Origin of the sequence: Edaphocola flava (genome assembly GCF_004118155.1) — a bacterium.
GTDB classification, from domain to species: domain Bacteria; phylum Bacteroidota; class Bacteroidia; order Chitinophagales; family Chitinophagaceae; genus Edaphocola; species Edaphocola flava.
On the sequence record NZ_SAIQ01000005.1, the window covers coordinates 38,965 to 65,857 of the forward strand.

The window sequence follows — 26,893 nt, forward strand, 5'->3', positions numbered from 1 at the left end:
AACGCCCATCTGTATAAACAGACGGGCGTTGCATTTCACCTAAAAACAAAAAAACAATACTCTTAACAAACTATCGAGATAGTTATCAAGAACTATTGATATTAGTATAAACTCGAATTGGGTTTGTTTTGTTGTATCAATAATGATAAAAAATAGTTAATATGGAAAGTCATTGATTTACAGTATGCTGTTTTGGTATCATATAAATGAGCGGTGTTTTGACTATTTTATTATAGGTTTGCAGCAAACAGATTTCAAACAGATCATATGCGTATTATAGCTACATTTTTACTTGCATTGTGTTCGGTATGTTGCTGGGGCCAGCAACAGGATACCAGTCATATCCGGATCAGCCTGCTGACTGCCGGTACGGGTACAGAACTCTACAGTATGTTCGGGCATTCGGGTGTACGGGTAATTGATAGTGTACATCATACGGATGAAGTATATAATTATGGACTGTTCAATTTCAGTGATCCTGATTTCTATACCAAGTTTACCCGGGGTAAGCTTCTATACTTTGTAGGAAAAGAAGACTTCAATAGTTTTATGAGTATCTACCAGGAAGAGAACCGGAATGTGATGGAGGAATTGCTGGACCTTCCGATGGAAGATAAATACAGGATACTGCAGTACCTGACAGAGAATCTGAAGCCGGAAAAGCGCTCCTATAAATACGATTTCCTGTACGACAATTGCGCGACCCGTATAAGGGATATTTTTCCGCGCAACCTCGATACCAGCTTCCACTTTGGCCCTGTACTGAATGCGAAAAAAGTAACCTTTCGTGCCATACTGAATGACTATCTTAAAACAGCACACTGGTCCCGCCTGGGTATCAATATATTGCTGGCCAGCCGTATCGATAAAGAGATGACAGATGAGGAAGCGATGTTCCTGCCGGATATGCTGTTTGCCGGTATGAAAAGATCTACTTACCATCAGCGGGTTATTGTCTCCGATATCAGGACTTTGAATAAGGGTGCAGATAAGCAGAAGGTTGGCCCCAACCAGCCTTTATGGGTGATGATGGGTGTACTGCTGGTAACACTCCTCATATTTTTTGTAAAACCTTTACGGGTGCTGAAAGCTGTGTGGACATTTGGTCTGTTACTCATTTCCGGACTATTGGGTTGCTTCCTGCTGTTTATGTGGTTTGGAACAGATCATAACTCCTGTGGTAATAACTACAATCTTCTGTGGGCTTTTCCACTTAATCTTATTGCAGCATTCACCGTATTTCGTCCGCGCAAGTGGCACGTGCCCTATGGTTTACTGGTAGTGGGTTTGTTATTGATCGCCTTGTTGGTTCATGCAATTGGCCTGCAGGTGATGCCGCTTATTGAAATACTGCCATTCCTGATCAGCCTGTTGTACAGCTACATGTTTATATACAAAAGAGCACTGGCTTTGCGTACAGCTTAACGCGATATATATTTTACAATTCCCTTACATTTCGAATTGTACTTTTGTAAAATTATAATATATAGTATGAAAGCAGAAAAGAAGGCATCATTACTGATTGTAGAAGATGAAGAGAGCTTAAGGGAAGCGTTAAAACTGAACCTGGAACTGGAAGAGTACGAAGTGACTACAGCCGTATCGGGAACAGCTGCTATAAAAGCGGTAAAGCAAGAATATTTTGACCTGATTATACTGGATATAATGCTGCCGGAAATGGACGGGATTACCGTATGTGAAAACATCAGGATTCAGAATAATGATGTACCAATCTTATTTTTATCTGCACGTAATACCAGTAATGACCGTATCGAAGGGCTGAAGAAAGGCGGTGATGATTACATGACCAAACCTTTTGACCTGGAAGAGCTATTGATCCGGGTAGAAAAGCTGATCAGTAAAAATAAAAAACTGAAAGAGCGCAGCTACATACCGGATACCTATAGTTTCGGGAAATGCAAAATTGATTTTACGGCCCAGGTTGGTAAAGATAAAGACGGCAAGAACATTGAGCTGAGCAAGAAAGAGGTGGCACTGCTGAAATTACTTATTGAGCACAAAAATGAGGTAGTGAGCCGTGAGCATATTCTTCAGGCAGTATGGGGCTATAATGTGTACCCGACTACCCGTACTATTGACAACTTCATCCTCAATTTCCGGAAATATTTTGAGAAAGATAGCCGTAACCCTAAACACTTCCATTCTGTGCGTGGTGTAGGATATAAATTTACAGAGTAATTTTTTTAGAGTAAGTATTGGTATTCGGGTTGAATTGTATTACTTTTAGGCATTCAAACGTAATCGTAACATGAAAAGAATTCTTGTAGCATTTGGTATTTCAGGTTTAGCACTGGCTTCTTGTAATCCGGATAAAGATATGGTAGAAGCTGTAGTAGTAGACACAGGCGATATCACCTCTACCGGTTGCGGATACTTGCTGAGACTGAATGACAGTGCTTTATTGAAGCCGATAGATCTGCCATCTGCTTATCATCACAACGGACTCCAGGTGAAAATCAAATATAGCTTTACAGGTACAAAGACTACCTGCGATTACGGTCCTAAAGTATATGAACTGGTAACGATTTCCAGAGTGAAAAGAAATAGATAATTAAATGCATATATAAATAGTAAAGCGGCTCCTGTATAGGGGCCGCTTTACTATTTATATACTATTGAGAAGTGGATCTTTTAAGGATAACAATATCCTTAGTTTCCCGGACTATTATCCAGCCGTGATCTTTCTTAAAGGTCTCAATCAGCTCCAGGTATGCAGAGGCATCTTTCATGGGCCAGGCATCATGCTCATGCTTGAGCAGGGCCATGTAAGCAGCATCATTCACCACCGGGAAATGATACAGTTTCAACCGGTTGGCAATATGCGGGGCTAAGCTTGTAGAGCTGGAGGCGGGTACATCTGCCGGAATCAGCGATAGTGCCTGGTATACCTCTTGATTATTGACATAAGGGCGATAATGTGCAGGCTGGTATATACGTACCAGGTCCGGAAAATACCATTTGGAGATCCTGCTGTCCAGCAGTTTTACCGTTGTGCCGGCCGTCAATACAAGCGAAAGGTAGAGAATGGTAGGTTTACGGTCCTTTTTACTACTGAAAAAGCTAATGGTTGCCGCACAAAGCACCGGGATATATTCTATTGAATACTGTAAATTGGTGCCCCAGAATGCAAAATTATTGGACAGCATCTTCTGTGCAATAACAGGGATCAGCATAATCAGGAAAGCAGGGCGGAGCAGGATAAATACCCCTCCGGATAACAGCAGCGCAATATAGAATTCCGTTTTGATATTGTCGTAGAGTGGATCGCCAAGAGGATTGGTAAATAATAGTTTTATGCTCTGTACAGGATGTGTAAGCAGATTACGCAGGATCTCAGCAGCGGTACTGCCTAAATGCGTATAGCGGGAAAATTGCAGATTATGTTCATGGCCTTGTAATGAAGGCATCACATACAGGATGATAAACAGCGCATATATAATGCTACCCAGGATCATGGGAATGTATATACGTATTAGTTGGCTCCTGGTCCAGGAAGATCGGAAATTCAGGAGCAGGCCGGTTGTAATAAAAGGATACCATAAGGCCATTGTTTCCTGGGTCATCAGGAAGAGTATACTTACCAGCAGTAAGCGTGCCGTTTTGCCTTGCAGAAAATAATAGATAATCCAGGGCACAAACATGGCACCCACTACATTATTATGAAAATCGAAAGCTAGTGCAGAGAAAATACCCCATGTGATAAGAAACTGCAGCAGTATGAGCATGGCCACTTTATGGCGGCTGCCCGATAAGTGCAGTGCAACCTTATAGATGCCATACGCCCCGGATAATACACTGATGATCTGTATCAGCAGGAAGGAATAGGAGCCTGCCAGGTAATATACCGGTATATATAACAGGGTAATGGGAGAGAAGTGAGTAGACAAAAAAGGAAAGGTCTCTCCACCCGGATCTAAAGTATAGAGTGCGCTATGTCCATGACTGTATGCATACAGTGCCTGATTAAACATGCCAAGGTCTAATGCTGCCGTTCTGAAATTATAATGATTGACAAATGATATAAGCCCGTATATAATAAAGAACACAAGCATGACCAGTAACAGCTGTTTACGCTGCTTCAATGCATCAGGGGTAGTTAGCGGCATGGATAAGCAAATAATTTAGGGCAAAAATAGGCTTCCATTTATATATATCCTAAAGCATTGGGTTTCTATACAATGAATAAGGGGCTGTATCACAGATACAGCCCCTTATTCATTGTATAGAAAAACTTATCTATGGTCTGTTCAGGTAGGCAGTATACATCCATACCAGTTTTTCCTGCGCGCGGATATAGTCGCTCATCAGGGCATTAGTACCTTCGTCATTAGCTTCTGCAGAAGCATCTAACAGGTCTCTTTGCAGAGATATAGTTGTTTTGAAAGAATCCAGGATAAAAGAGACACATTTCATGCCATCTGTCACATCACTGGTTTCTTTGATCTCAGATACCTTCATGTATTTGCTGTAATTATGCTCAGGGGCATAACCCAGGGTAAGGATTCTTTCTGCAATTTCATCGATTTTCAGGATCAGATCATTATACAGTTCCTCAAACTTAATATGCAGTTCGAAAAATTTTTCTCCTTTTACATTCCAGTGAAATCCTCTTACATTCTGATAAAAAATAGAATAATTGGCCAGCAAGATATTCAGGTCAGAGGCTAATTGCTCTGCGTGCTTACTGTCCAGTCCAATGGCATTCCTGATGGCTTTGCTTGTGCTTTTCATAACATATAAATTTAAAGGTGAGTAATTGCTTTGTAACGCTACTGCTAAATTAAGGTATGAACTCTTAAAGAAAACACATTTACTGGGCCGTTACGGTCTTTATTGTATCCCGGATTGATGATAAACTGGTATGCACCGGAAAGATATACATGATGCTTGAGCAGGGAGGCAGAGTAGTATACTTCTGTAAGTTTCTCCCAGCCATAATGTAACTTACCATCACCCAGCATAAAACCGAGGCCACCGGCATTCAGGTAATCAATATGGTCTCTGGATAGTCCTGAAGTTACAAATGCCAGACCCGCATGATCATCATCCCGATGCCAGCAATTACCCTCTAAAGAGAGCCCTCCGCTGATAGAATGATCGACTTCGGTAAAGGCCCAGGTCTCATTATGTCCGTCATTCCAGCTTGCGCGGACGAAGCACCCTAATGAAGGACTCAGCTCCTGGGCAGCATTAATGCCAAAGCCGAATTTATTGCGGACAGGGCCACGGCTGGCAATAATATCCGGGTTTACCGGATTCATATCAATGCTCTCCCGGTAATTACCCATAGCAGCATTATTATAGAATCCCAGCACACTGACGGAACCTTCATGATGAGCCAGGGTATAATGACGGGTATACTCCAGTGTCTGGCTGTGGGAGTTACGCACATTCCAGTTCATCACATTACCGTTGGCCGTTTGTGGCAATAAAGAGAACCCATAGCGGAGCTCATTCTTCGGGCTTACATATTCCAGTACCACACTCGGTGTATATCCTCTTGTGTTGGCTGCATAATCCCAGGCGGCATTATCCATCAGGCCCCAGCACAGGAATTGCGTGCGCGGGTCGTGGCTATACGGATTGGCATCAAAGAAATCGGCCACACCGATCTTACCGACCGTAAAAGACAGGTACCGCTCCGGTACATATCCGGCAAGCTGATTCTGGTCTGCTTCCTGCCATACCCTTTTGTCGGATAGTGGAATCTGCTGCTGAAAAAACAGGCGTGCCAGGTATACTTTAGGAGAAGGGTCTCCTACCCGGAAGGTCTCTCCATTAGTGGCATCCCCCAGACCCAGTACAGAACTCAGCCCCGCCCCTCCTGCTATTTCAGGATTGACATACAGGCTGGCATGTGGCCATAGCTTTGCGCCGAGGTATAATGTTGAAGTAAGGGAGGTGCCGCTTTCCTTATCCGTTTTAAGGCTATTGGTGCCGGAGTAAGGAGCTTTAAAGGCAGGTTTGAACTGCGATACAACGGTCGTTTGCCCATGTACAGAGATGATCTCGGCCTGGTGAAGGCTGCTGTCTTGTTGGGCGACAGCAGCCACAGGCAATAATATTGAAGATAAGAACAGGCTTTTCATCATTCAGAATGTTTAGCCGTGAATAAATGTATTCTCTTATTGAATACCTAATAATTCCACTTCGAAGATCAGGGTAGAGTTAGGACCGATATCGCTACCTACCTGACGGTCACCATATGCAAGATGTGGTGGAATGAAGAAGCGGAATTTGCTGCCCACTTTCATCAGTTGCACACCTTCTGTCCAGCCGGTGATTACGCGGTTCAGCGGGAATGTAGCCGGTTGGCCACGTTGTACCGAACTGTCAAAGATATTGCCATTCAGCAATGTACCGTGGTAGTGACAAGTCACGCTTTGAGCTGCAGTTGGCTGTGCACCATCGCCCTCTTTCAGGATCTCATATTGCAGACCACTCTCCAGTGCTACAATATTTTCCTTCGTTTTGTTCTGTTCCAGGAAGTCCATTCCTTCTTTCAGGTTAGCTTCCGCTTTGTCTTTATTTCTTTGAAATAAGATATCCGAGATACCCATGATATGATGTTTTAAATAATAAAAATAAAAAAATTAACCGGCTACTATAGTAGAGATGTGTACACAAACTTCTACCGCTTTAGCCATATCCTGTACACTGCAGTACTCTTCTTTAGAGTGAATGCCCATTTCTCCGGTAAAGATATTCGGACAAGGTAAGCCCATGAAGGACAGACGGGAACCATCGGTACCACCGCGAATGCTGATGCGCTGAGGGTTCAGTCCAGCCTGCAGGTATGCCTTCTCAGCAATATCCATTACTTCCGGTCTGGTATCCAGGATTTCTTTCATATTGCGGTACTGCTCTTTAACCGTAAACTCATAACGGGCACCAGGCCATTGAGCCACAACATCTTTCAGGATATTTTCCAGGCGTTCTTCGTATACATGCAGTAATTCCGTTTTATGATCACGGATGATGAATTGCAGGGTAGTGATCTCTGCGGCACCGGAAATATGGATCGGGTGCACAAAGCCTTCACTGCCTTCAGTCATTTCAGGACTCCAGCTATCTTTAGGTAAGGCATCCAAAAACTGACCCGCAACTTTCAGAGCATTAACCAGCTTGCCTTTGGCATAACCAGGGTGTGCACTTACACCGTGGATGCGAATCGTAACCCCGTCAGCAGAGAAGCTTTCGCCCTCCAGGTGTCCGCGCTCGCCACCATCCAATGTGTAACCGAAGTCTGCACCCAGTTTGTTCATATCCACAGCATTTACACCACGACCGATTTCCTCGTCAGGTGTAAACAGTATACGGATTTTGCCATGCTTTACTTCAGGATGCTTCATCAGGTATTCGGCCAGGTCCATAATTACGGCCACACCGGCTTTATCATCTGCACCTAATAAGGTAAGGCCAGAAGCGGTAATAATATCGTCCCCGATTCTTTCGCTCAGGTAAGGGTGTTTTTTAGTAGAGATTACAATACTGTTATCATCCGGCAGTACGATATCCGATCCGTCCCATTTCTGGTGCAGGATAGGCTTTACGTTAGTGCCGCTACAGTCAGGGGCAGTATCGACGTGCGCGCAAAAGCACAGTACTGGCACGTCCTGTTCAATATTGGATGGGATGGTTGCATACACATATCCGTGCTCATCCAGTTCCGCATCAGTAATACCCAGCTCATGCAGTTCAGTAACCAGCATGCGGCTCAGGTCTTTTTGATTTTCGCTGGAAGGTTGTGTTTCAGAAAACGGATTGCTTTGCGTTTCCACTTGTACATAGCGCATCAGGCGCTCAGCAACAGTATGCTGGTAATTGTTGATCATAAATTATGTTATTGTTCAGCGATTATTTTGCAGTAATGGTTCCTTTCATCATTCCGAAATGTCCCGGAAAGCTACATAAGAAAGGATAGTCGCCCGGTTCGGTAATAGTAAATTTAATTTCGGTCTGTTCGCCGCCACCAATGAGTTGCGTGTGTGCAATTACCTTGTCCGCCAGTTCTTTAGGAACATAATCTTCTGCTTTTGCATTTACCGCTGCATTACCAAAATCAGAAGTAGAAGAGCCCGGTTTCAGGATCACCACATTATGGCCCATAATATTCTTGTCTGACTGTCCAGTATGTTTCAGGGTCAGCGTGATCTGTTGTCCGACCGGAACAGTAAAGTCCTTTTGGCTGAAACGCATATCATCTCCGGCCGCAAGGTCAATGCTGGTAACCGGCTTGTCGTCGGCAACCATACTTCCAGCCTGTTCCTGGCTTTGGGTACCATGGTCATCATGATTTTGTGCGTCCTGATTTCCGCCACAGGATGCAAGCCAGAAGCTGCTTATGGCGGTTAAGGTAATGGCTATTTTTTTCATGTCAAAAACGTGAATTGTTAATCAGGCAAAAGTAATCCATTATTTAGTAAGGGCAACGTTAAATTGCCGGAATTACCGGTATATATTTTGACTAATTTTTATATTTGCAGCAATGACTTTTTCATCCTGGAACGATTTTGTTCACCGACTCAGAGAACGCCTTTCTGTAAGCCTTCCCGGCTTTACCGCACAACAAAGAATGCTGCCCGAATCCCGTAAGGGAGATCCTGTTGAGGCCGCAGCAGATGCCCGCCAGAGCGGGGTGCTGATCCTGTTGTACCCGGAGGGCGGACAGGTACACCTGGTACTGATCGAGCGTACCAATGACGGAGGGGCCCATAGCGGGCAGATTGCGCTACCGGGAGGCAAAAAGGAAACATTTGACAATAGTATATACGATACCGCACTGCGCGAGGCCTATGAGGAGGTAAGCCTGGACAGTGCAAGGGTTGAAATAATCGGGCGCCTGTCTCCGTTATATATAAGAGTCAGCAATTTTGAAGTACATCCTGTCGTAGCTATTGCAACAGGCCGGCCGGAACTGGAAGGCTCTGCATTTGAAGTCGCCAGGATACTCGAACCGGCACTTTCCGAAATTTTTGACGCGCAATCGGAGGCAAAGGTGTATTCCAACACCAATCCTCAGCTTTTCTGGAAAGCACCGGTATATATGTTGCCGGAAGAGACAATTGTCTGGGGAGCAACCGCAATGATTTTGTCGGAACTTGAAGTCATATTAAAAGAAATTTTCGACTAATTTTTGACCACTTTGGGAGCTGGTTTGGTTCAAAGAGTAATATTTGTAAATACTTAACTTATTTTGTTTCAGTCTTTTAGTAATTTTAGATATTGTAATACTATGTTTTTGTGTTTTTCTTTACATAAATTTTAGCAAATATTTTATATTAATTTTTAATTTAATTGATATATATTTGCAAGCAATTTTAAAAAACTACACTTCAGCAAGTGAAAGAGAAAACACTACCTATTAGTGCACATTGACTTCAATTAAATTAAATATACAACATGGAACAATTACTTGCCCCAACGGTAAATCGTAAAGAAGAAATCGCTGAAGAACAGACAAAGTTGGACTATATTGCCGTGAAGAGCGCCGCAATGACTTTGAGAGCAATCAATCACAAACTGCGTCAACAGATCATCAAGTTATTGGAGGAGCATAAGCGTATGAATGTTACAGACATATATGTTAAGCTGCGTTTGGAGCAGTCTGTAGCTTCTCAACATTTAGCGATTTTGCGCAGAGCAAATGTTGTAATGACAGAGCGTGATGGAAAATTCATTCACTATGTATTGAATCCTAACCGTATTGCAGCAGTTGCAAAGTTTGTACAGGATTTAGTAGCAACTGACGAAAAGAGATAAAAATTGTTTTTATTGATGTAAAAAAGACTGGACCAGGCGGTTCGGTCTTTTTTGATTTACAGACCCTTTATAAAAATAAAGCATGGGTCTATTGCGTTTTCCAATAGGAGAGAGCGGCATTTCCCAGATAATATGTACCTTTAACCGCATATAAACCATGAAAGCAGGGATAATAAAATTACAGACAGTATTGCTTGGTATAGCCGGGGCTTCGGCCATATGGCTTATGGCCTGCGAGAAATATACCGATCCGGTGAAACCGGACGTGGATCTTCCCAATCATTACTGTAATGATCCAATAGCGGCCAATTATAACCGCGGCTTTCCGGGTATACCCGACAGTACGGTCTGCGAGTACGCAACAGAGTATTTTGAAGGAACATGGGAGTGGGTAGACTCTATATTTGACAAGGACATGGCCTTCCAGCAGCGACAGGTACGCAACCTGGTGTTCTCCCCTGCGAGCCTTACTACAGATACTTTTCGTATGCGGCTTACAGTATCAGGCTTCTGCGATAACAGTACTTTGCTGAAGGTAACTGCCAATAAATATGCACTGGCTGTGACCGATACGCTGATTCCGAATGTGTACGGAGGTCAGATTTCCTGCAACAGTACCGATACCGTAAGCGGATACTTTAGACGTACCAGCGATACCCTGATCGCCTCAATGAATATTTTGCTTACAGAAAACAAGCCTGCCGGCGTATTTTACCACAAAGGCAAGGCTGTCAAACAATAATTTTATCAGATCATATGTTTACCGGCATTATTAAAGACCAGGGCGAAATCATTTCCATTCAGCCCGAAGGAACCAATATACATATTACCGTACAATCAGCATTAACCAGCCAGCTGGCTATAGATCAGTCCGTAGCGCATGACGGAGTATGCCTGACGGTAGTGTCGATTGATGGCGACCGTTATGTGGTTACTGCAATTGATGAAACCTTACAGAAGACAAATCTTAAAGACTGGGTAGCAGGACGTAAAGTAAACCTGGAACTGGCCCTTCGCCTGGGCGACAGACTGGATGGCCATTTCGTACAGGGGCATGTAGATGCTACAGGTGTGTGTACTGCCAAAGAAGATGGAGAGGGTAGTCATATCTTCACCTTTGAGTTTCCTGCAGCTTTTGCGGCCCTGATGATTGAAAAAGGGTCAATCTGTATCAATGGAGTAAGCCTCACCTCATTTAGTGTTACGGATTCAGGGTTTCAGGTAGCTATTATCCCATACACCTATGAGCATACAGGCTTTCAATACCTGCAGCCCGGCGATCGTGTGAACCTGGAATTTGATATTCTGGGAAAATACTTCTTAAGAAAAACACATATTGAGGGCGTGTTTAATGCGTAGCACCAATAAATAAACTGCTGGCGATAATGCCTAATACAATTATAGAAATAAGCATGTACAGTTTGTTGCGCTCCAGCCAATAGCCGTACAAGGCAAATATTACACGCAATACGGGGGTGATCAGTAGAATGAGCACTCCCAATGCGATTATACTCAGGGCATCTCCACTGAACAGTCCTTTTTTCAAAGCAGAAAACGAAAAGTTTTCCGGTGCTGCAGGTAACGTTCCCGGTTCAAATTGTGCACCACTATTGCCTGCCAGGAAGATCAGCAATCCTACTGCAGTAATACCGAATGACAGCCATACGCCAATACGTAAGGTGTTGCCAACCAGTTGTTGAATATCTTTTTTTGTATTCTGAGACATAAGATTTCTTTAATGAGAACGGTGACTGAAATTGCCTGCATAGCCATTGTATATCATATATACAGCCAGTATACCTACGACAATAGCAAATATGCGTTTGAGCAGCTGCACATTAATATGAATCAGTACTTTGGAGCCGATCAGTGATCCCAGGATCACCCCTATCACAACCGGTGCCGCAATACTGGGTACCACATATCCTCCTGCAAAATAAATAATGCTGCTCGCTGCGGCAGTCACCCCGATCATAAAATTGCTGGTAGTAGTAGATACCTTAAAGGGCAGGCGCATGATATTATCCATAGCCAGCACTTTAAATACACCACCGCCTACACCCAGCAGACCCGATAAAAATCCGGCCAGGGCCATGATAGAGAATCCTCCGAAAACATTCCTGGAACTATACGATTCTTCCTTGCCGTTATGAGGGAAGGTACCATATAGCTGCAGTTTGTCAGCATAAGAGCCCGGAACGAAAGGTTCCCGATGATCTGGTTTTTTCTGTGCACTTAAAACCGCAGTAACAATCAGCACCGCACCGAATATAATACCGATAATATCCACCGGCAGGTCTACCAGGATCACCAGTACCGCACCCAGGATCGCACCCAGTGTGGTTGCAATCTCCAGAAACATACCGATACGCATGTTGGTAATGCCCTCTTTTACATAAGCAGAGGCAGCGCCGCTGGAGGTGCCGATCACAGAGATCAGCGAAGCAGCTACCGCATATTTCATGGGAACACCAAGTCCTAAAGTAAGTAAGGGAACAATCACAATACCGCCACCAAGGCCGGTCAGTGCCCCGATGAAGCCGGCGAAGATCGCACCGAACAACAGGATCAGGGAAAAGGAAATTTCATTCATCCCTGCAAATGTAGGGTGTTTTCTATAACCCAATTGTTTAAGGAATAATAAATTAAGGCAGGAAATTGGTATAAGGTTATGGCACAGGATCATAGCCATGTCCGCCCCAGGGATGGCAGCGGCCTATTCGTTTCAGAGCCATCCAGCCACCTTTAAGTGCGCCATATTTTTTAACGGCCTCCAGCCCGTATTGAGAACAGGTGGGGGTATAGCGGCAATTAGCTCCAAGCCAGGGAGAGAGTAGTTTCTGGTACATTTTTATAATGCCCAGTACAATTTTAGCTGGTATGCTCATTTGTTTGAACGCATTTTTTACGAAGTGTGGCAATTGCCTTTTGTACACTTTTATAAATATCTGCGTGCACAGGCATATCCTTACCTGTAAAGATAAAGAAAAGATGGATCTGTTGATCGGGCAGTAATGCCGGAGTCAGCTCATGTTTCTGCACCCTCCAGGATTCCCGTATCAATCGCTTGATCCGGTTGCGCTGCACAGCCAGTTTCATCTTCTTTTTTGGCACACTAAAGCCCGCGAGAGACGGAGCGGAAGCCGTTTCCCGGGGAGTGATGCAATAAATTACCCTTAATGGATAAACGGAAAACGCTTCTCCGGTCTGGAAAAGCGTTTCAATCTGTTTACGTAATTTTAACCGTTCCGTTGAAGGTAATGTAAAGCGCTGAATATTAGAGCTTTCCATCAACAAAATGAGAACTGATCTTATTTTAAACGTCTTTCGTCAGAAACAGTTAATTTTTTACGTCCTTTTTTACGACGTGATGCTAATACTTTACGGCCATTTGCAGTCTCCATGCGTTTACGGAAACCATGCACATTCTTACGGCGACGACGAGACGGTTGGAAAGTACGTTTCATATTATAATTTTTACTTTAATTTTTTACAAATAGTTACAGCCTTAGGCAGGTGCCTTTTAAGGGACTGCAAAGGTAAAGGCATTTTTTATAATATCAAAATAAATTTTATGCCCTTTCCGGTATTTTATCGGAAAGCAGCAAAAATAGCACATTTCGGCCGATTGTAAAAGAAAAGGAATTGATCTCCTTTTAAAATAGTCCCTATATATTTGCATTATGCAATGGAATGCCATATACGGACAAGATAAAGCTAAGCAAGGACTGCTCAATTACTACCAATCTGAGCACCTGCCCCATGCGATCATGATTCTTGGAAAAGAAGGTACCGGCGGTCTGGCCCTGGCCCTGGCTTTTGCCCGTTATCTTTTGTGTGAAGAGAAAGCTGCAGACGGTACCGCATGCGGCGTTTGCCCGGCTTGTCTGAAGACAGAGAACCTGGTTCATCCTGATCTGCACCTTACATTCCCCTCCGTTCCCATGAAGGCCGGAGAGAAAGCAATGAGTAAAAATAACATTTCCGAGTTCCGGAAGTTCGTTCATGAAAACCCCTACGGTAGTGTATTTGACTGGTTACAGTTTGTGGGCGCTACAAGTAACCAGAAGGGCAATATATCAGCAGAGGAATGTCGTCAGATGATCGAAACCCTTAGCCTGAAAGCATCTGAGGGTGCCTATAAGATACAGGTAATCTGGCGTCCGGAGTATCTGGGTAAGGAAGGTAATATATTATTGAAACTGATCGAAGAGCCGCCTCCAAATACAGTATTCCTGCTGGTGGCCGAAAGTACAGACGGTGTACTGGATACGATTTTGTCCCGTACGCAACTGGTGCGGTTACAGCCCTTAGGGGCAGAAGCGGTACAATCCATACTTATGCAGCATTACAGGATCTCGGAGCGGGATGCAGCCCAGGCAGCACAGATTGCTGAGGGTAATGTCGCACAGGGATTGGGTGTATTGCAACAAAGTGAAAAGGATCTGCTTGAATTATTAAAGCAATGGTTCAATGGAGTGTTTACCTTTAACGGACTGCTGATTGGTAAATGGGTAGAGCTGATGGATAAGACCAGTAAGGTACAACAGAAAAACTTTCTCTTGTTTGCACAGCAATTGCTGGCACATGCTTTCCGTATACAACTCATTCCCGGCTATCAGCCACCTTTACCAGAAGACGAGCTACAGTTTGTGAGAAGACTCTCTACCCGCAATTTCAGTGCAGATACGATCAGCAGCATGGATGAGTCGATCAGCAAAGCCATCTATCATATAGAGCGCAATGCCAATGCAAAAATTGTATTGCTGCACCTTTCAGTATCCTTACAATATACACTGAAAGGCACAACATTAAAAGCACTGTAAAAATCAGATAATCATATCAGCGATACGGCCCAGGTACTGAGTGTCGGTCTCATCAAAAGTATTGAGATGCTCACTGTCGATATCCAGTATCGCCCACACCGCTCCATTGCGGCGCAAAGGCACTACAATCTCTGACTGAGACAGGCTGCTGCAAGCTATATGTCCTTCAAACTGGGTTACATCCGGTACCACAACGGTTTCGTTCCGCTTCCAGGCAGTACCGCAAACGCCCTTGCCGAAAGGGATACGGGTACAGGCCAGTGGTCCCTGGAAGGGTCCCAGCACCAGGTTGTTCGCTGCGGTATCGACCAGGTAAAACCCGATCCAGAACCAGGGAAACTGTTCGCGCAATACCGCACAGATATTCGCCATATTGGCGATTGCATTGCTTTCCGCCATACATAAGGCCTCAATCTGTGCCAGCACATATTCATATTGTTCTGTCTTCGTGCCCTCAAAGGGTATAAAATCTTCTGCCAATGTGTTCTTTTAAAATTGTCTAACTTTGCAAATCTAAACAATTTCAGTGCAATGGCTAAAGAACCTTCTCTTCTGGCTGCAGTTGCGGGCATGAAATGCCCTAATTGCAGAAAAGGAAAAATGTTTTCCAATAAATCTGTTTTTCCTTTTAAAAAGATGTTGGATATGCCGGAGCGCTGCGCTGAATGCGGGCAAAAGATGGAGATCGAGCCTGGTTTTTATTATGGAACGGGTTATGTGAGTTATGGCTTGTCTATCGCCCTTACCGTTTTCAACCTGGTATGGTTCCTGATCTTTATTGGTATCGATTTCAGAGACAACAGCCTGTTCTGGTTTATAGGAGTAGATGTGGTTATCGTATTATTACTACAACCCTGGATTATGCGATACTCGCGTGTAGTGTACCTGAGTATGTTTGTAAAATATGGTTCTTACGATAAAAACGATGACCAGCACATACCTCCGGCAGATGCGCCGCAACAGGAAATACAAACTTCATAAATATACGGGCGGCTGATTCAGTTGCCCGTTTTGATTTTACTGAGTATCCGCTTAAAGGAAACAAGAACTAGTATTATGATTTAAATAGTCTATTTATATCTTTTGCTACCTTTTGCCTTGATGCAAAAGGTAGCGCCAAAAAATCAAGGCTGTATAAATCCCTGGCTAAAAATCAATGTGTCGGCCGGTCGCAAACCAGACTCGCTGCGCTCAGACAGTGGTTTCCGACTTTATCGACCGAGCCAATGATTTTCTTAACGCCGGATTTATAAGGCCTTTCGAGCAATCTGTACAGTACGGATCGCTTATTGTTTTCATCACAGCGATAGCCATTTTGGAGTGGAGATGCGATCGTTGAGCACCGAAAGCATCACACGTTAAGCTCAGACGATCAATGCACGCAACGGTATAAAATGGCGGTGCTTTGCAATCGCCTTGATGAAAACAAAGGTATTTTTCGTCCTTTTGTTGCCGGACAAAAGGACGAATAAAATAGTTACCTAAATGCGGATAGTCAGTTTAATTTTAATATGCTTAACGTATATCGCCGGTGAAGTCCGCAAGATATACATACCTTTGCAGGATATATTTTCAAATCAATAATGCAACATTTCGATATAGATAAAGTAAGAAAAGACTTCCCGATACTGGCAGAAACAGTATACGGAAAACCTTTGGTATACCTTGATAACGGAGCCACCACGCAGAAGCCGCAGGCAGTGATCGATGCACTGGTCACCTACTACAGCAGCTATAACAGTAATGTACACCGTGGGGTGCACTTCCTGAGTCAGAAGGCTACCGATGCAGAAGAGGCGGCGCGCAGAGGCGTGCAGCAATTTATCAATGCAGCTAGAGAAGAAGAAATTATTTTCACAAAAGGCACTACCGACAGCATTAACCTGGTTGCTTTTTCTTTTGCGAAGCGATATATACAGCCCGGTGATGAGATCATCATTTCCGAAATGGAGCATCACTCCAATATAGTACCCTGGCAAATGGCCTGTGAAGAAAGAGGTGCTGTATTGAAAGTATGGCGTATGGATGAGAACGGTACACTGCCCCTGGCGGAGCTGGATCATTTACTTACAGAAAAAACAAAGATACTGGCCGTAACCTGGGTGAGCAATACCCTGGGTACCGTCAATCCTATAGCCGAGATCGTAGCAAAGGCCCATGCGGCAAATGTTCCGGTAATGGTAGATGCCGCACAGGCAATACAACACGTACCAGTTGATGTGCAAGCGCTGGATATTGATTTCCTGGTGTTCTCCGGACATAAAATATATGGACCAACCGGTATCGGTATCCTGTATGGTAAATCAGCCTGGCTGAGCGATATGCCTCCTTACCAGGGTGGTGGTTCCATGATCAAAACCGTAAGTTTCGATGGAACAACTTATGCCGATCTTCCCTTCCGTTTCGAGGCCGGTACCCCAAATGTATCCGGTGCTATAGGACTGCATGCCGCCTTACAGTATGTACAGGCTATAGGGCTGGATAAGATTGCAGCGTATGAGCATGAGTTGCTGCAGTATGCAGAAGCGCAATTGCTTACGGTTCCCGGTCTGCGTTTTATCGGCACTGCCCCTGAAAAGTCAGCCACACACTCTTTCCTGATAGGCAACCTGCATCCTTTTGATGTAGGAGAGCTGCTGGATAAGCAGGGCATTGCGGTACGTACCGGTCACCACTGTTGTCAGCCGATTATGGATAAATTCGGTATACCCGGTACGGTAAGAGCATCCTTCTCTTTCTATAATACCAAAGCAGAGGTAGATGCCCTGGTAGCGGGACTGCATAAGGCTGTAGCTATGTTGTCGTAAAAAAATATTGCCAAGAATTTTGGTGGAATAAAAAAAGCATATTACCTTTGCCACCCAATTGGCGGGGTAGCTCAGATGGTTAGAGCGCAGGATTCATAACCCTGAGGTCACGGGTTCAACTCCCGTCTCCGCTACAAGTAAATAAACATTGATGTGCTTCATTATTGTTTCTACTTAAAGACCGGATAGGGAAGTAGCGCAGTCCGGTAGCGCACCTGGTTTGGGACCAGGGGGTCGCAGGTTCGAACCCTGTCTTCCCTACAAGTAACACAAAACCCGCTCTAAGAGCGGGTTTTGTCGTATTTAGTATGTTTAATGATCTCGATCAATTGAAGGTGCTTCATTGTTTGAAGCCTCATATCCCATTCAAACCATTTTGATGCATTGTCGGGTCTTACAGGATGCATGTGATGATTATTGTGATATGCGTCACCCAAAATACCAAATCAACCGGTAGTATATTTTAGAAGTGTTGGTCATTTTAAAGTACTCCTAAATAATCTTGCCATTGGATTATGTGCAATTAAATAGAATGATTGCCAATCAGGGAGGTCTGCTTGTATTTGTCGGCAACTACAATTTGCTTTATTTTTCTATTATTGCGTCTTCAATATTCACAACTGTTATTATCACATCGAAAAGTTGTTGATTAGCGGCTTTTTCTTCCTCAAGCGTTGCGGCTAAAAGCGTTACGGCTTTGGTTAGTCCGAGCGTTTCTGCAAATTGACGGAGTGTTCCGTACGACGCAATTTCATAGTGCTCCACTTTTTGCCCTGCCGAAATGATACCAGCATCACGCATGGCCCCTGCTTCACATGAATCCATTATTTCTGCGGATTCTTTAATGAGCCCTTCCATGGCCTCACATTTTTTAGCAACAGCTTTCTTATCTATTGATTCAAAAATATCCACTAATCTTATTACTTGTTTTTCTGTTTCTGCAAGATGATTTGTAAGTGCGTCAATTAAACTGGGATCAGTCGCATTTTTGATCATTTTAGGTATTGCTTTTGTCAAGGCTTTTTCGGCCCAGTAGATGTCTTTTAATTCATCCTCAAATAATTTCATTAATTGTGATGACTGTAAAGGGGCGCTTGTTGATTTTGGTTTTGACTGCTTTCCGTTTTGGGAATCGGTCGTCGGATTAGATTACTGATTTTTCATTTTTGTATTTTGATTATTGTAAATAAATTATTTAGTTAAAGCTGATAGAGCGCTTACTTTTGACCTGCGATATGCCCGGCATCTTATTTCTGAAATGGGGAATTTGCAATCCCAGTAAGCATTACCTATAAGTCTACTTCTTGCAATGATATACCGGGCATTGTTTTGTAATGCTTTATTCTTTTTCATGCCCCGAATTGTTTACAGGAAGTGTATTTGTGACCATAATGCAAAGGTTATACCATTATGTATTTAAAATCTTACACTCTTTATGGTAAAACTTACATGATTCACACGTCATACATAATCCGGGGGCATTTGTGCCTCTGTGAGGTAAGTTGGAAACGCAAAAGAATTTCTCAAAACCTGTGGTATATGTAAGTATTTACATTCCATATGTAATAATAGCTGTCATAGGTTTCTCATCTTTGCATAGTAACAATTCCGTTGCGAAATAAAGAAAGCAATTATGGATATCAATCAAAAGCAAGGGAATACTCCTTTTACGATTACAGGCAACTGGGATGAACAATCAAAACAGCTTAAAGAAAAGTATTCACAACTTACTGATGCTGATCTGAAATTTGAATCTGGCAAGGAAGATGCCTTACTTACCAGGGTAGAAAACAGGCTGAATAAAAAGCGCGATGAGGTGATCAATATCATCAAAAAAGTTCAGTAGATCTTTGAATTCTATTGCCTTTGAATTAAAATGTCTACTGTTTGAAGCAAACAGCAGACAAAGGCAGAATTTATAATTCTGCCTTTTTTTTACATTTAAAACGATAATTAAATGGATACCAACGAACTCGAAAAATCAAAAACACACATTACGGTTGAGATCATTGAATATATCCCTAATTCCGTAGTGAGTAAAACGATTTTAAAGAAAACTACCGGTAATATAGTCCTAATGTCTTTTGACGATGGAGAAGAGTTGACGGAAAAAACATCACCTTTCGATACCTATGCACAAATCATTGAAGGGAATGCAGAAATCATCATAGATGGTAAATCTTTCTTACTGCAAACCGGTGAGTCTATCATCATCCCCGCACATAAATCCAATCTGGTAAAAGCAAACGTCCGATTCAAAATGATTCAGACAGTAATTAAAAGCGGATATGAATAATGCAGTTGATGTACGAAAAATCACGATACGCATCTTTGAGGTCACACAAAAGATCCAGGAAAAATTCCCTGAGCTCTACCTGCTGTTGAGTGAAACACCACTGTTCTTTTCAGAGGATAGGAAATCCATACATGTTGCTGACCTTAGGAAATATCTTGCTACACTCAAAAAACAATTATGGATATTCGAAAGGGAAAGAAAAAAGTAAAGTAATCAGCCACTACATTAAATGGAAGTAATAATTCATTTTCAAAAATAAATTGCAAAACGATGAACAAAAATCCAAATGATTCCATTAAGATAAAAGAAGATTGGCGTAAACAGTCTGAAAAGTTACAAAAGAAATTTTCACAACTGACAAATGAAGATCTTCAATTTGAATCCGGAAAGGAGGACGAATTACTGGATAGGATAGGATCGAGGCTGCTCAAAAGCAGAGAAGAGGTGATTGGAATTATTAAAAAAATACAGGAATAGACAGATGTTTCTTCGATTTTTTGAACGTACGCGATATGTATTTAAGTGGTATCTTTAAACTGCAATAAAAATATACATTATGCCCCTTATCAATCCGCACATTAACTTCAATGGAAATGCAGAAGAAGCATTTACCTTTTACCAATCCGTATTTGGGGGAGCATTCGCAAAGGTTATACGCCTAAAAGATATATCAAGCGCTGAATTCCCCGTAGCAGAAAAAGATGAAGATAAAATCATGCATATTGCTTTGCCCATCGGTAAAACCAATATGCTGATGGGAAATGATGTTCCGGAATTTATGGGAAAGGTGAATGAAAATGAGCACAGAAGTAAAATTGCTGTAAGTGCGGAAAGTAAGGAAGAGGCTGATCATATATTTAACGGACTTTCTGCAGGCGGAGCAATAGAAATGCCTATTGAAGATAGTCCCTGGGGTACCTATTTCGGTATGTTCAGAGATAAATATGGCATTGAGTGGATGGTGGAGTTTGATCCAACAAATAACGGAAACATATAATTAAACACAGCAAAAACATAGACAGCATAACAATATAAAAAGGCCCGCTTACAGAGCGGGCCTTTTTATTATAATTGGCAGTATCAATCCGAAATTTGTTTATTCCTTAATCACCTTTTCCACGATCACGTAATCTTCACCGGCGTATTGCACGCGGACTTTTATATAGTAAACGCCCGAAGCAAGATGAGCAAAGTTTACCACCTGTTTTTTGCTGCTTGCAGTTTTTTCATTTTGTAGTACCTGGCCGAGCATGTTCATCAGCTGTACTTCTTTTACATCACCTTTATGTACTTCAATAGTCAGGCTGTTCTGTACAGGATTAGGGTAGAAGGTCAAGCCTAAATCCATAGCGACTTTCGGGATGCTATTCGTTGAGGTGACGATCACCTGGTTAGACTGATAAGTCGGAGCAGTGAAACAACCCTCTACATGCAGTACAGCATATACTGTATCAGGAACAGCTGTAGCCGTTCGGGTATAGGTATTGTTCGGGCTTTGCTGTTGCAGCAATAATTGATTGTTTACATACCAGTCTAAACTATACACACTTGTTCCGGATACCGCAGCAGTATATACAACCGGCGAACCCTGAGGTGCATTGCTTGCAGGGCTAGCGGTAACACTAATAGCAGCCGTAATAAGGGCTTCTACATCTGCGGTAATCGCATTGCTGAGTACCGGGCTTGTTGTGCTCAGACAAGGAGCATTGCTGGTCAGTTCGCAAGTAATGATATCGCCATCATTAGGCGTATAATCAAAAGTTACACCGCCGCTACCCGTATTATTACCATTTACCTTCCACTGGTATACCGGAGCTGTTCCGCCATTGGTTGGGGTCGCTGTAAAGGTTACCTGCATACCGGCACAGGAAGTAGGATTGTTGCTTGCAATAACCACAGCTGGTGTAACGGTTGGTGTTACGTGCATGATAATGGCATTGCTGGTATCTGCAGTCGGATTAAAACAATCGCTATTGGTCAGGATACAGGTTACCGTATCTCCGTCTGCCGGAGTATAGCTGTAAGTGGCTCCTGTAGCCATATTCGTACCATTCACCTGCCATTGATAAACAGGATTGGCGCCCTGGTTACTTATTGTCGCCATATAACTTACACTGCTGCCGGAGCAAATATTATTAGCGCTCTCTGTAATGCTGATCGTTGGTGTCGGGCAGGCTTGAAAGTTGCTGCCATGTGCATAGAAAGTAGAAAGGCTGTTAAAGCTGTTCACCGTAATACTCACTTTCCAGTATCCATTCTGGAAGCTTACAGAGTCCGGAGTCAGTACTGCGGAACTGCTACCCAGGCCACTGAGACTGGTCAGTTTGGAGAAATATAAATTACCTAATGTCTGCGCAGATGGGTTCACCGCGATTTGCTGTGCTGCCGGGGCGGCTACATTGTAAGCGACCCAGTCCGCAGGACTGAAATAAAAGCTCAGGGCTACATTGCCTGTTGGCGCCGTAGCAGCGTTCAGCGTAAAGCTCCTGCCCACATGCCATGGTCCATTGGTGCCTGCCTGTTGCGGAGCCCCTGCGGTAAGGCTAACTGTAGTATTGCCCAGGATATTGCTCAAGGATTTGATCGTTGCCAGTCTTCCACAGCTGCCGTTATTGGCGATCACCGGAAAGTTGCTTCCGGCACCGAAAAAGCGGGAACCGCTTGCCGTGGTATTGGTTGGTATCGTACCTGGATTTACCACTATAACTGCACTGTTACTCGTGTCTGCACAAGCGCCGTGGGTCAGTGCCACACGATAAGACCCGGCCTCGCTTAATGTAGCTGCAGAAAGCGTAAAAGAGTTGCTGAAGGAATTATTCGCCACCGGGCTTCCGTTATGCAGCCACTGGTAGCTTTGCGCATTGGGACTCAGCATTTCTAAATTCACAATAGCACCCTCACATACCGTAAAGCCTGCGGGCTGTAGTGATACGGTTATAGCAGGATCAATCACAATGGGACCCGCAGCATTCAGGCTCACTGAACCTGCAGACACTACACGGATCTGGTAATTACCACCCGCTGTAGTTCCTGCAGGAATCGTAGCGTTGATGGGCGATGCTGTACCACTGCCTATAACCACAGGATTAGCAAAACTACCTGATGCATTGGAACGCTCAACAGTATATGTAGTGGTCGTTGCCGCATTGGTATTGAAAGATACCTGGAATGTATTCGCACCTGCATTACAGAACGTAGAATCGCTGGTCGCCACATTGGTGATTTGTGTAGTAGGGGCAATTGTGGTACCGGTGATGAGGATATTGTCGAAACGGGAATTACCGGCAGGGGCTACCTGAGTGCCTGGTGATACGCTGTTCAGTGAGGTCGTAGATATTCTGATGTATGCAGTCGCTACATTGTTTAACGCTGCTGGCAGGGTAAAGGTTTTATGAAAGCCCGGCAGATAGGTTGCAGCCGTCCAGTCGCCGTTTACAGAAGCTGTTTGCTGGAAGCTTCCTGCAGGCAGATCGGTGAAATTAATGCCATCCGTACTATAAGATACTTTAAAGTCGAGCGGCCCGTTTCCACTGGCGCTGCCTTGTTCAAAGCCAATCTGGATGCTGGATTTGCCCACAGTGCTTACCTGGAATTGTATGTAATCTCCGACGGTGGTCCAGCGGTTAAGGTTTAGCGATTTGCCCGTACCATTGCCCGCATTGGCATAGGTAGCCGCGTAGGCTCCGTTTTGGTGCAAGCTGGTCAGGTTACCATTACCTTGTTCCGGGGTGATGGGACCATATACATTAGGTGGGCTGATTAATTGCTGTCCCGAACGGCTTTCAAAAGTCCAGAATGCAAGCGTATCGGTCTGGGCCTTGGCCAGGTAAGGGCTTGCACTGATTAATATGAAGAGTAAAAATTTATAGTATTTGAACATTGTTTTATTGTTTAGAAATTACTGTACTTAAATACGCTCAACAGATAAAAATGTAAAGGGATATTTTTATATAAAAAGATTACACAACCTCTGAAAAAGAGGTTGTGTAATCCGTTAAAACAATATGGTTTCGGAGTAACTTATTGCTTAGTGAATTTTACTGTTTTGATCAAAGTATTGTTCGCAGCGCTGCGCACCTGAGCCATATAGGTTCCGGCAGCCAGACGGCTTACATCAACCGATGTAATATTCGCCGCATTGATCAGTTGCTTGCCTTCGATGCTGAAGATGTTTACGTTTACTGCTTCCTGAGCTACAATGTTCAGTACATTGGTCGCCGGATTAGGATACACATTGATCTCATTGTTTACCGGGATCATTACCTTCTTAGACAGATAAGCAGCAGAACCGGTAGCTGTGATGTCAATAGCATTAACCTGTAAGGTACCACCATTCGCAATCGGGCCGTAACCGTAGATCGCAAATTCAACCTGGTTTGTATTCACCAGACCAGTCAGGAAAGACATGTCAGGGTGTGATAATACAGTTGAACTGTAACCACAATCATCGGCCTGTACGCTTAACTCACCACCATCGTACCAGAAGCTACCATCTAAGTTATAAGCCAGACGGGCTTTGGAGATACCAGAGTTAGAACGACGCAGTGTAGCGTAGAAACCAGTGATGTCGATAGGAGTTGCGCTTCCGATGTTTAACATGAATGATACGTGAGGCCCTAAGTCAGAGTACGTCATCAGGCCGTCTTTTTTCAGACCGCTTAAACCACCGTTGGTACACTTCTGAGCAGTATCGAAACCTACATTGGCTAATGGAGTAACAGTATAACCGCTTGCTGCGTTTACGGTAGTGCTGTTACCTTTTTTACCGATGTACGCAGCAATGGTATTAGGGTAAACCACATTGATCGTATCTCTGCTGCGTGCAGTACATCCGTTAGTTGTTTTGCTGTAAGTAAATACGGCATCACCAGGGATGTGTGGGGTTGCAGCACCGCTGATGCTGTCGATAGAGGCTACGCTGGTATCGTTGCTGCTCCATCTGCCACCGCTAACCGGTGCCGTGATCGTAACCGGTGTACCGATATACAGGAAGTCAGGAGCAGAGAATGAACCCAGGCTACCTGTGCTGTTTACGTTCACTGTATCTGCAGGAGAGAAGGCAGATAAACCAGAAGCAGAACAGATAGTTTTTACACGGTAGTAGTTGATTGCAGGAGCGACACCGGCAACGAGGGTACCCGTGTTGTAGGTAGCATTTGTAGCACCGGAGATATCAGTGAAGTTAACGTTGTCGGTAGACTTCTGCCATTGGTAAGAAATACCAACACCAGCAACACCAGCAAAGTTTAACCAACGAGAACCGGTATCACAGATGTTCACCACAGAAGGAGTAACAGATCCTGCAGCAGGTGTACCCGCACAAGGAGTGGAAGTAGTGATTGTACCATATACCTCCAGGCTATTCAGCTGGAATGTTCCATATTTGGTAGCAGTATTATACGGGAACACGGCTACTTCTAAAGTGCCGGTGATGCCATTCACTGTTGGGTTTGCACCATTCAGTGTGAAATCCCATACATTAGAGTTTGCACCACAACTACCGCCTCTGCTTTGTACCACATCACGGTTTTCATCGATCCATGGACCACCGTTTACACGGTAAGCAATACGTGCTTTTTGTGCAGAAGAATCAGACTCGCGGGTTTTAGCAGAAATGCGGGTAATGTTTAATGCTTTACCGGCATCAGGTGTCAGCACATAAGAAATGTACGGACCTGTAGCGCTGTTATACGCCGTTACAGAAGGCAGGATGTTCAGTCCGCTTAAGCCACCTGAAGCACAAGGCGTGGACGGTGTATCTAATGTTGTGAAGTTATGTGCGGTTAAAGCACCGGCGGTTTCACCTGCAATGGTGATTACATTGGTATTGCTGCCGTTGTAACCAGCATACAGTGCCAGGGTATTAGGCCATACTACATTCACATTAGTGGTAGCGGCGTTTTCACAACCAGAAGCCTCAACAGTGTACTTGATTACAGCTGTACCACCACTAACGGCAGTCACCAGACCAGATGCATTTACCGTAGCTACAGACGTGTTGCTGCTGCTCCATACACCACCAGGAGTGGTATTCGATAAAGAAGTTGTCTGGCCGATTAACAGTGGAGTGCTGCTGCCACCTGAAATCGGGTTAACTGAAGGCAGTGCATTAACGGTTACCAGTTGCGCATTTGAATTGGCCGATAAGCCAGAACCTGCACAGGTGGTCACCATGCGATAATAACCGGTGGCAGATACATAGCCTTTGTAGGTAAGACCAGTAGCACCAGAGATGTTGGTCCAGCTGGTACCATTAGGAGAAGATTGCCATTGGTAGCTGATGCTGGTACCGCTTGCTCCGCCGGACAGGGTAAATAATACAGAATCTGCACCACAAACAGCGGTCTTGTTGCTGCTTGCTGTACCGGCTACAGGTGTACCGGAACAACCAGTTGTGTTGGTACCGTCGAATACCCCATTGGAAGGCACGCGGTTCGTACCGCCAGCGGCAGATGCGTTGGCCATTTTCAGTTTGATCTGCAGGGTAGCCTTGTTATCACAGGCTGAAGGAAGTGTAAAAGTTTTTAATGCACAGCTTGTATTTACAGTGTAACTATCTACCAAAACATCGCTCGCGCCAATGTTGTAATAAACATAACCTTTAGTAGGTCCGGTGCCTGATGAAGTGGTGTTAAAATTCATAGTGATGCCGGTGAATCCGGTTGTGTTCAGCGAGTACGTCCAGTATCCGTTGTTGGAGGTCCAGCCGCTTGCAAAAAAACCATTTACGCAAGAGGTGGTGGCAGTGGTAGTCTGTGTACAGCTTACTGTACTGTTGATGAGCGTCGCTGAGGCCGTCAGGGCAGAAGTCAGCATCATAAATGCTGCTCCGGCAATAACTTTCAGTTTGGACAGGCGTGCACCTATCGTTCGGGTTTCGGCAGTGTTTTTTGAGGACACTGAGGGAGATTTTGCAATCAATCCCGTGTTTGAGTTCATCATTTTGGGAAATGTTTTAGGTATTGCAAAAATTAACTATATATGTTACGTGCTCGTTAATATCAGGTGAACTAAAAATTAACTCAATGATTTATGAATTAAAATGCAGTGCTGGTAAGGTTATAAATTTTTTAGAGGAAGGACGATGCATTTTTGTTGAATTTTCATTTTGCGGCTTTACACAAGAGTTTCCTATCAAGTATAAATGATCTTTTATAGTTCCTGAAAACTTTACTGGTATT

29 protein-coding genes and 2 tRNA genes are annotated in these 26,893 nt (G+C 43.8%); 16 read left to right on the forward strand and 15 right to left on the reverse strand.

The features are described from left to right. Positions 1-267 precede the first annotated feature (267 nt). From EMP01_RS13870 to EMP01_RS13880, 3 genes are all read left to right on the forward strand, one after another. Positions 268-1,425 (forward strand): lipoprotein N-acyltransferase Lnb domain-containing protein, encoded by a 1,158-nt coding sequence (locus EMP01_RS13870; RefSeq protein WP_129022161.1) that lies wholly within the window; start codon positions 268-270, stop codon positions 1,423-1,425. Positions 1,426-1,491: 66 nt separating this feature from the next. Then, positions 1,492-2,199: a response regulator transcription factor gene (locus EMP01_RS13875; protein ID WP_129022162.1), complete on the forward strand. Its 708-nt coding sequence runs from the start codon at positions 1,492-1,494 to the stop codon at positions 2,197-2,199. Positions 2,200-2,269: 70 nt separating this feature from the next. Further along, the gene (locus EMP01_RS13880; RefSeq protein WP_129022163.1) at positions 2,270-2,572 is read left to right on the forward strand and encodes a hypothetical protein; all 303 of its coding nucleotides are present in this window, start codon (positions 2,270-2,272) and stop codon (positions 2,570-2,572) included. 61 nt (positions 2,573-2,633) lie between these two features. On the opposite strand, the gene EMP01_RS13885 is transcribed toward EMP01_RS13880, so the two are convergent. The 6 genes from EMP01_RS13885 to azu all read right to left on the reverse strand — a co-directional run bounded on the left by EMP01_RS13885 (position 2,634) and on the right by azu (position 8,397). Beyond that, on the reverse strand, positions 2,634-4,127 hold the full coding sequence (locus tag EMP01_RS13885; RefSeq protein WP_129022164.1) for a DUF2079 domain-containing protein: 1,494 nt from the start codon (positions 4,125-4,127) through the stop codon (positions 2,634-2,636). 130 nt (positions 4,128-4,257) lie between these two features. Next, positions 4,258-4,752, reverse strand: coding sequence for a Dps family protein (locus tag EMP01_RS13890; protein WP_129022165.1), 495 nt, complete (start codon positions 4,750-4,752; stop codon positions 4,258-4,260). A gap of 44 nt (positions 4,753-4,796) precedes the next feature. Continuing rightward, complete coding sequence (locus EMP01_RS13895; protein ID WP_129022166.1) at positions 4,797-6,113, reverse strand: carbohydrate porin; 1,317 nt, start codon at positions 6,111-6,113, stop codon at positions 4,797-4,799. Between the two features lie 33 nt (positions 6,114-6,146). Further along, positions 6,147-6,581 carry an FKBP-type peptidyl-prolyl cis-trans isomerase gene (locus EMP01_RS13900; RefSeq protein WP_129022167.1) on the reverse strand — a complete coding sequence of 145 codons (435 nt, stop codon included), beginning with the start codon at positions 6,579-6,581 and terminating at the stop codon, positions 6,147-6,149. Between the two features lie 33 nt (positions 6,582-6,614). Then, positions 6,615-7,856 carry a peptidase T gene (pepT, locus tag EMP01_RS13905; RefSeq protein WP_129022168.1) on the reverse strand — a complete coding sequence of 414 codons (1,242 nt, stop codon included), beginning with the start codon at positions 7,854-7,856 and terminating at the stop codon, positions 6,615-6,617. 22 nt (positions 7,857-7,878) lie between these two features. Then, positions 7,879-8,397 carry an azurin gene (azu, locus tag EMP01_RS13910; protein ID WP_129022169.1) on the reverse strand — a complete coding sequence of 173 codons (519 nt, stop codon included), beginning with the start codon at positions 8,395-8,397 and terminating at the stop codon, positions 7,879-7,881. 112 nt (positions 8,398-8,509) lie between these two features. Here azu and EMP01_RS13915 point away from each other — a divergent pair, with 112 nt between their 5' ends. The 4 genes from EMP01_RS13915 to EMP01_RS13930 all read left to right on the forward strand — a co-directional run bounded on the left by EMP01_RS13915 (position 8,510) and on the right by EMP01_RS13930 (position 11,142). Next, on the forward strand, positions 8,510-9,154 hold the full coding sequence (locus tag EMP01_RS13915; protein ID WP_129022170.1) for an NUDIX hydrolase: 645 nt from the start codon (positions 8,510-8,512) through the stop codon (positions 9,152-9,154). 269 nt (positions 9,155-9,423) lie between these two features. After that, a complete protein-coding gene (locus EMP01_RS13920) occupies positions 9,424-9,783 on the forward strand; it encodes an ArsR/SmtB family transcription factor (RefSeq protein WP_129022171.1) in 360 nt (119 codons plus the stop codon). A gap of 157 nt (positions 9,784-9,940) precedes the next feature. Next, positions 9,941-10,525 (forward strand): hypothetical protein, encoded by a 585-nt coding sequence (locus tag EMP01_RS13925; protein WP_129022172.1) that lies wholly within the window; start codon positions 9,941-9,943, stop codon positions 10,523-10,525. Between the two features lie 14 nt (positions 10,526-10,539). Then, on the forward strand, positions 10,540-11,142 hold the full coding sequence (locus tag EMP01_RS13930; protein ID WP_129022173.1) for a riboflavin synthase: 603 nt from the start codon (positions 10,540-10,542) through the stop codon (positions 11,140-11,142). Here EMP01_RS13930 and EMP01_RS13935 read toward each other — a convergent pair. The 5 genes from EMP01_RS13935 to rpmH form a co-directional block, all read right to left on the reverse strand. Next, on the reverse strand, positions 11,132-11,509 hold the full coding sequence (locus EMP01_RS13935) for a DUF1634 domain-containing protein (RefSeq protein ID WP_129022174.1): 378 nt from the start codon (positions 11,507-11,509) through the stop codon (positions 11,132-11,134). The genes EMP01_RS13930 and EMP01_RS13935 overlap by 11 nt on opposite strands. Before the next feature lie 9 nt (positions 11,510-11,518). Further along, complete coding sequence (locus EMP01_RS13940; protein ID WP_129022175.1) at positions 11,519-12,376, reverse strand: sulfite exporter TauE/SafE family protein; 858 nt, start codon at positions 12,374-12,376, stop codon at positions 11,519-11,521. Positions 12,377-12,452: 76 nt separating this feature from the next. Continuing rightward, on the reverse strand, positions 12,453-12,671 hold the full coding sequence (yidD, locus tag EMP01_RS13945) for a membrane protein insertion efficiency factor YidD (RefSeq protein ID WP_129022176.1): 219 nt from the start codon (positions 12,669-12,671) through the stop codon (positions 12,453-12,455). After that, the gene (rnpA, locus tag EMP01_RS13950) at positions 12,655-13,074 is read right to left on the reverse strand and encodes a ribonuclease P protein component (RefSeq protein ID WP_129022177.1); all 420 of its coding nucleotides are present in this window, start codon (positions 13,072-13,074) and stop codon (positions 12,655-12,657) included. The genes yidD and rnpA overlap by 17 nt, the downstream gene beginning before the upstream one ends. A gap of 20 nt (positions 13,075-13,094) precedes the next feature. Next, the gene (gene rpmH / locus EMP01_RS13955) at positions 13,095-13,250 is read right to left on the reverse strand and encodes a 50S ribosomal protein L34 (protein WP_129022178.1); all 156 of its coding nucleotides are present in this window, start codon (positions 13,248-13,250) and stop codon (positions 13,095-13,097) included. Positions 13,251-13,466: 216 nt separating this feature from the next. Between rpmH and EMP01_RS13960 the strand changes: the two genes are divergently transcribed. After that, positions 13,467-14,609: a DNA polymerase III subunit gene (locus tag EMP01_RS13960; protein ID WP_129022179.1), complete on the forward strand. Its 1,143-nt coding sequence runs from the start codon at positions 13,467-13,469 to the stop codon at positions 14,607-14,609. Positions 14,610-14,612: 3 nt separating this feature from the next. Here EMP01_RS13960 and EMP01_RS13965 read toward each other — a convergent pair whose 3' ends face one another. Next, on the reverse strand, positions 14,613-15,089 hold the full coding sequence (locus EMP01_RS13965) for a GAF domain-containing protein (protein WP_129022180.1): 477 nt from the start codon (positions 15,087-15,089) through the stop codon (positions 14,613-14,615). A 51-nt stretch (positions 15,090-15,140) separates the two neighbouring features. Between EMP01_RS13965 and EMP01_RS13970 the strand changes: the two genes are divergently transcribed. From EMP01_RS13970 to EMP01_RS13985, 4 genes are all read left to right on the forward strand, one after another. After that, entirely contained in the window at positions 15,141-15,590 is a 450-nt protein-coding gene (locus EMP01_RS13970; RefSeq protein WP_129022181.1) for a DUF983 domain-containing protein, read from the forward strand. Between the two features lie 602 nt (positions 15,591-16,192). Further along, positions 16,193-17,416 (forward strand): aminotransferase class V-fold PLP-dependent enzyme, encoded by a 1,224-nt coding sequence (locus tag EMP01_RS13975; RefSeq protein ID WP_129022182.1) that lies wholly within the window; start codon positions 16,193-16,195, stop codon positions 17,414-17,416. Positions 17,417-17,476: 60 nt separating this feature from the next. After that, positions 17,477-17,550, forward strand: a tRNA-Met gene (locus tag EMP01_RS13980). 53 nt (positions 17,551-17,603) lie between these two features. Then, a tRNA-Pro gene (locus tag EMP01_RS13985) sits at positions 17,604-17,677 on the forward strand. Between the two features lie 324 nt (positions 17,678-18,001). On the opposite strand, the gene EMP01_RS13990 is transcribed toward EMP01_RS13985, so the two are convergent. Then, a complete protein-coding gene (locus tag EMP01_RS13990) occupies positions 18,002-18,484 on the reverse strand; it encodes a ferritin-like domain-containing protein (protein ID WP_129022183.1) in 483 nt (160 codons plus the stop codon). A gap of 565 nt (positions 18,485-19,049) precedes the next feature. Between EMP01_RS13990 and EMP01_RS13995 the strand changes: the two genes are divergently transcribed. The 4 genes from EMP01_RS13995 to EMP01_RS14010 all read left to right on the forward strand — a co-directional run bounded on the left by EMP01_RS13995 (position 19,050) and on the right by EMP01_RS14010 (position 20,709). Further along, entirely contained in the window at positions 19,050-19,262 is a 213-nt protein-coding gene (locus EMP01_RS13995; RefSeq protein WP_129022184.1) for a CsbD family protein, read from the forward strand. 111 nt (positions 19,263-19,373) lie between these two features. Then, positions 19,374-19,712: a cupin domain-containing protein gene (locus EMP01_RS14000; protein ID WP_129022185.1), complete on the forward strand. Its 339-nt coding sequence runs from the start codon at positions 19,374-19,376 to the stop codon at positions 19,710-19,712. A 270-nt stretch (positions 19,713-19,982) separates the two neighbouring features. Next, a complete protein-coding gene (locus tag EMP01_RS14005; protein WP_129022186.1) occupies positions 19,983-20,189 on the forward strand; it encodes a hypothetical protein in 207 nt (68 codons plus the stop codon). 79 nt (positions 20,190-20,268) lie between these two features. Continuing rightward, positions 20,269-20,709, forward strand: a complete 441-nt coding sequence (locus EMP01_RS14010; RefSeq protein ID WP_129022187.1) for a VOC family protein — start codon at positions 20,269-20,271, stop codon at positions 20,707-20,709. A gap of 99 nt (positions 20,710-20,808) precedes the next feature. On the opposite strand, the gene EMP01_RS14015 is transcribed toward EMP01_RS14010, so the two are convergent. Together EMP01_RS14015 and EMP01_RS14020 are read right to left on the reverse strand one after the other, a co-directional pair. Further along, positions 20,809-23,592: a T9SS type A sorting domain-containing protein gene (locus tag EMP01_RS14015; protein WP_129022188.1), complete on the reverse strand. Its 2,784-nt coding sequence runs from the start codon at positions 23,590-23,592 to the stop codon at positions 20,809-20,811. Positions 23,593-23,732: 140 nt separating this feature from the next. Next, the gene (locus EMP01_RS14020) at positions 23,733-26,654 is read right to left on the reverse strand and encodes a T9SS type A sorting domain-containing protein (protein WP_129022189.1); all 2,922 of its coding nucleotides are present in this window, start codon (positions 26,652-26,654) and stop codon (positions 23,733-23,735) included. Positions 26,655-26,893 lie beyond the last annotated feature (239 nt).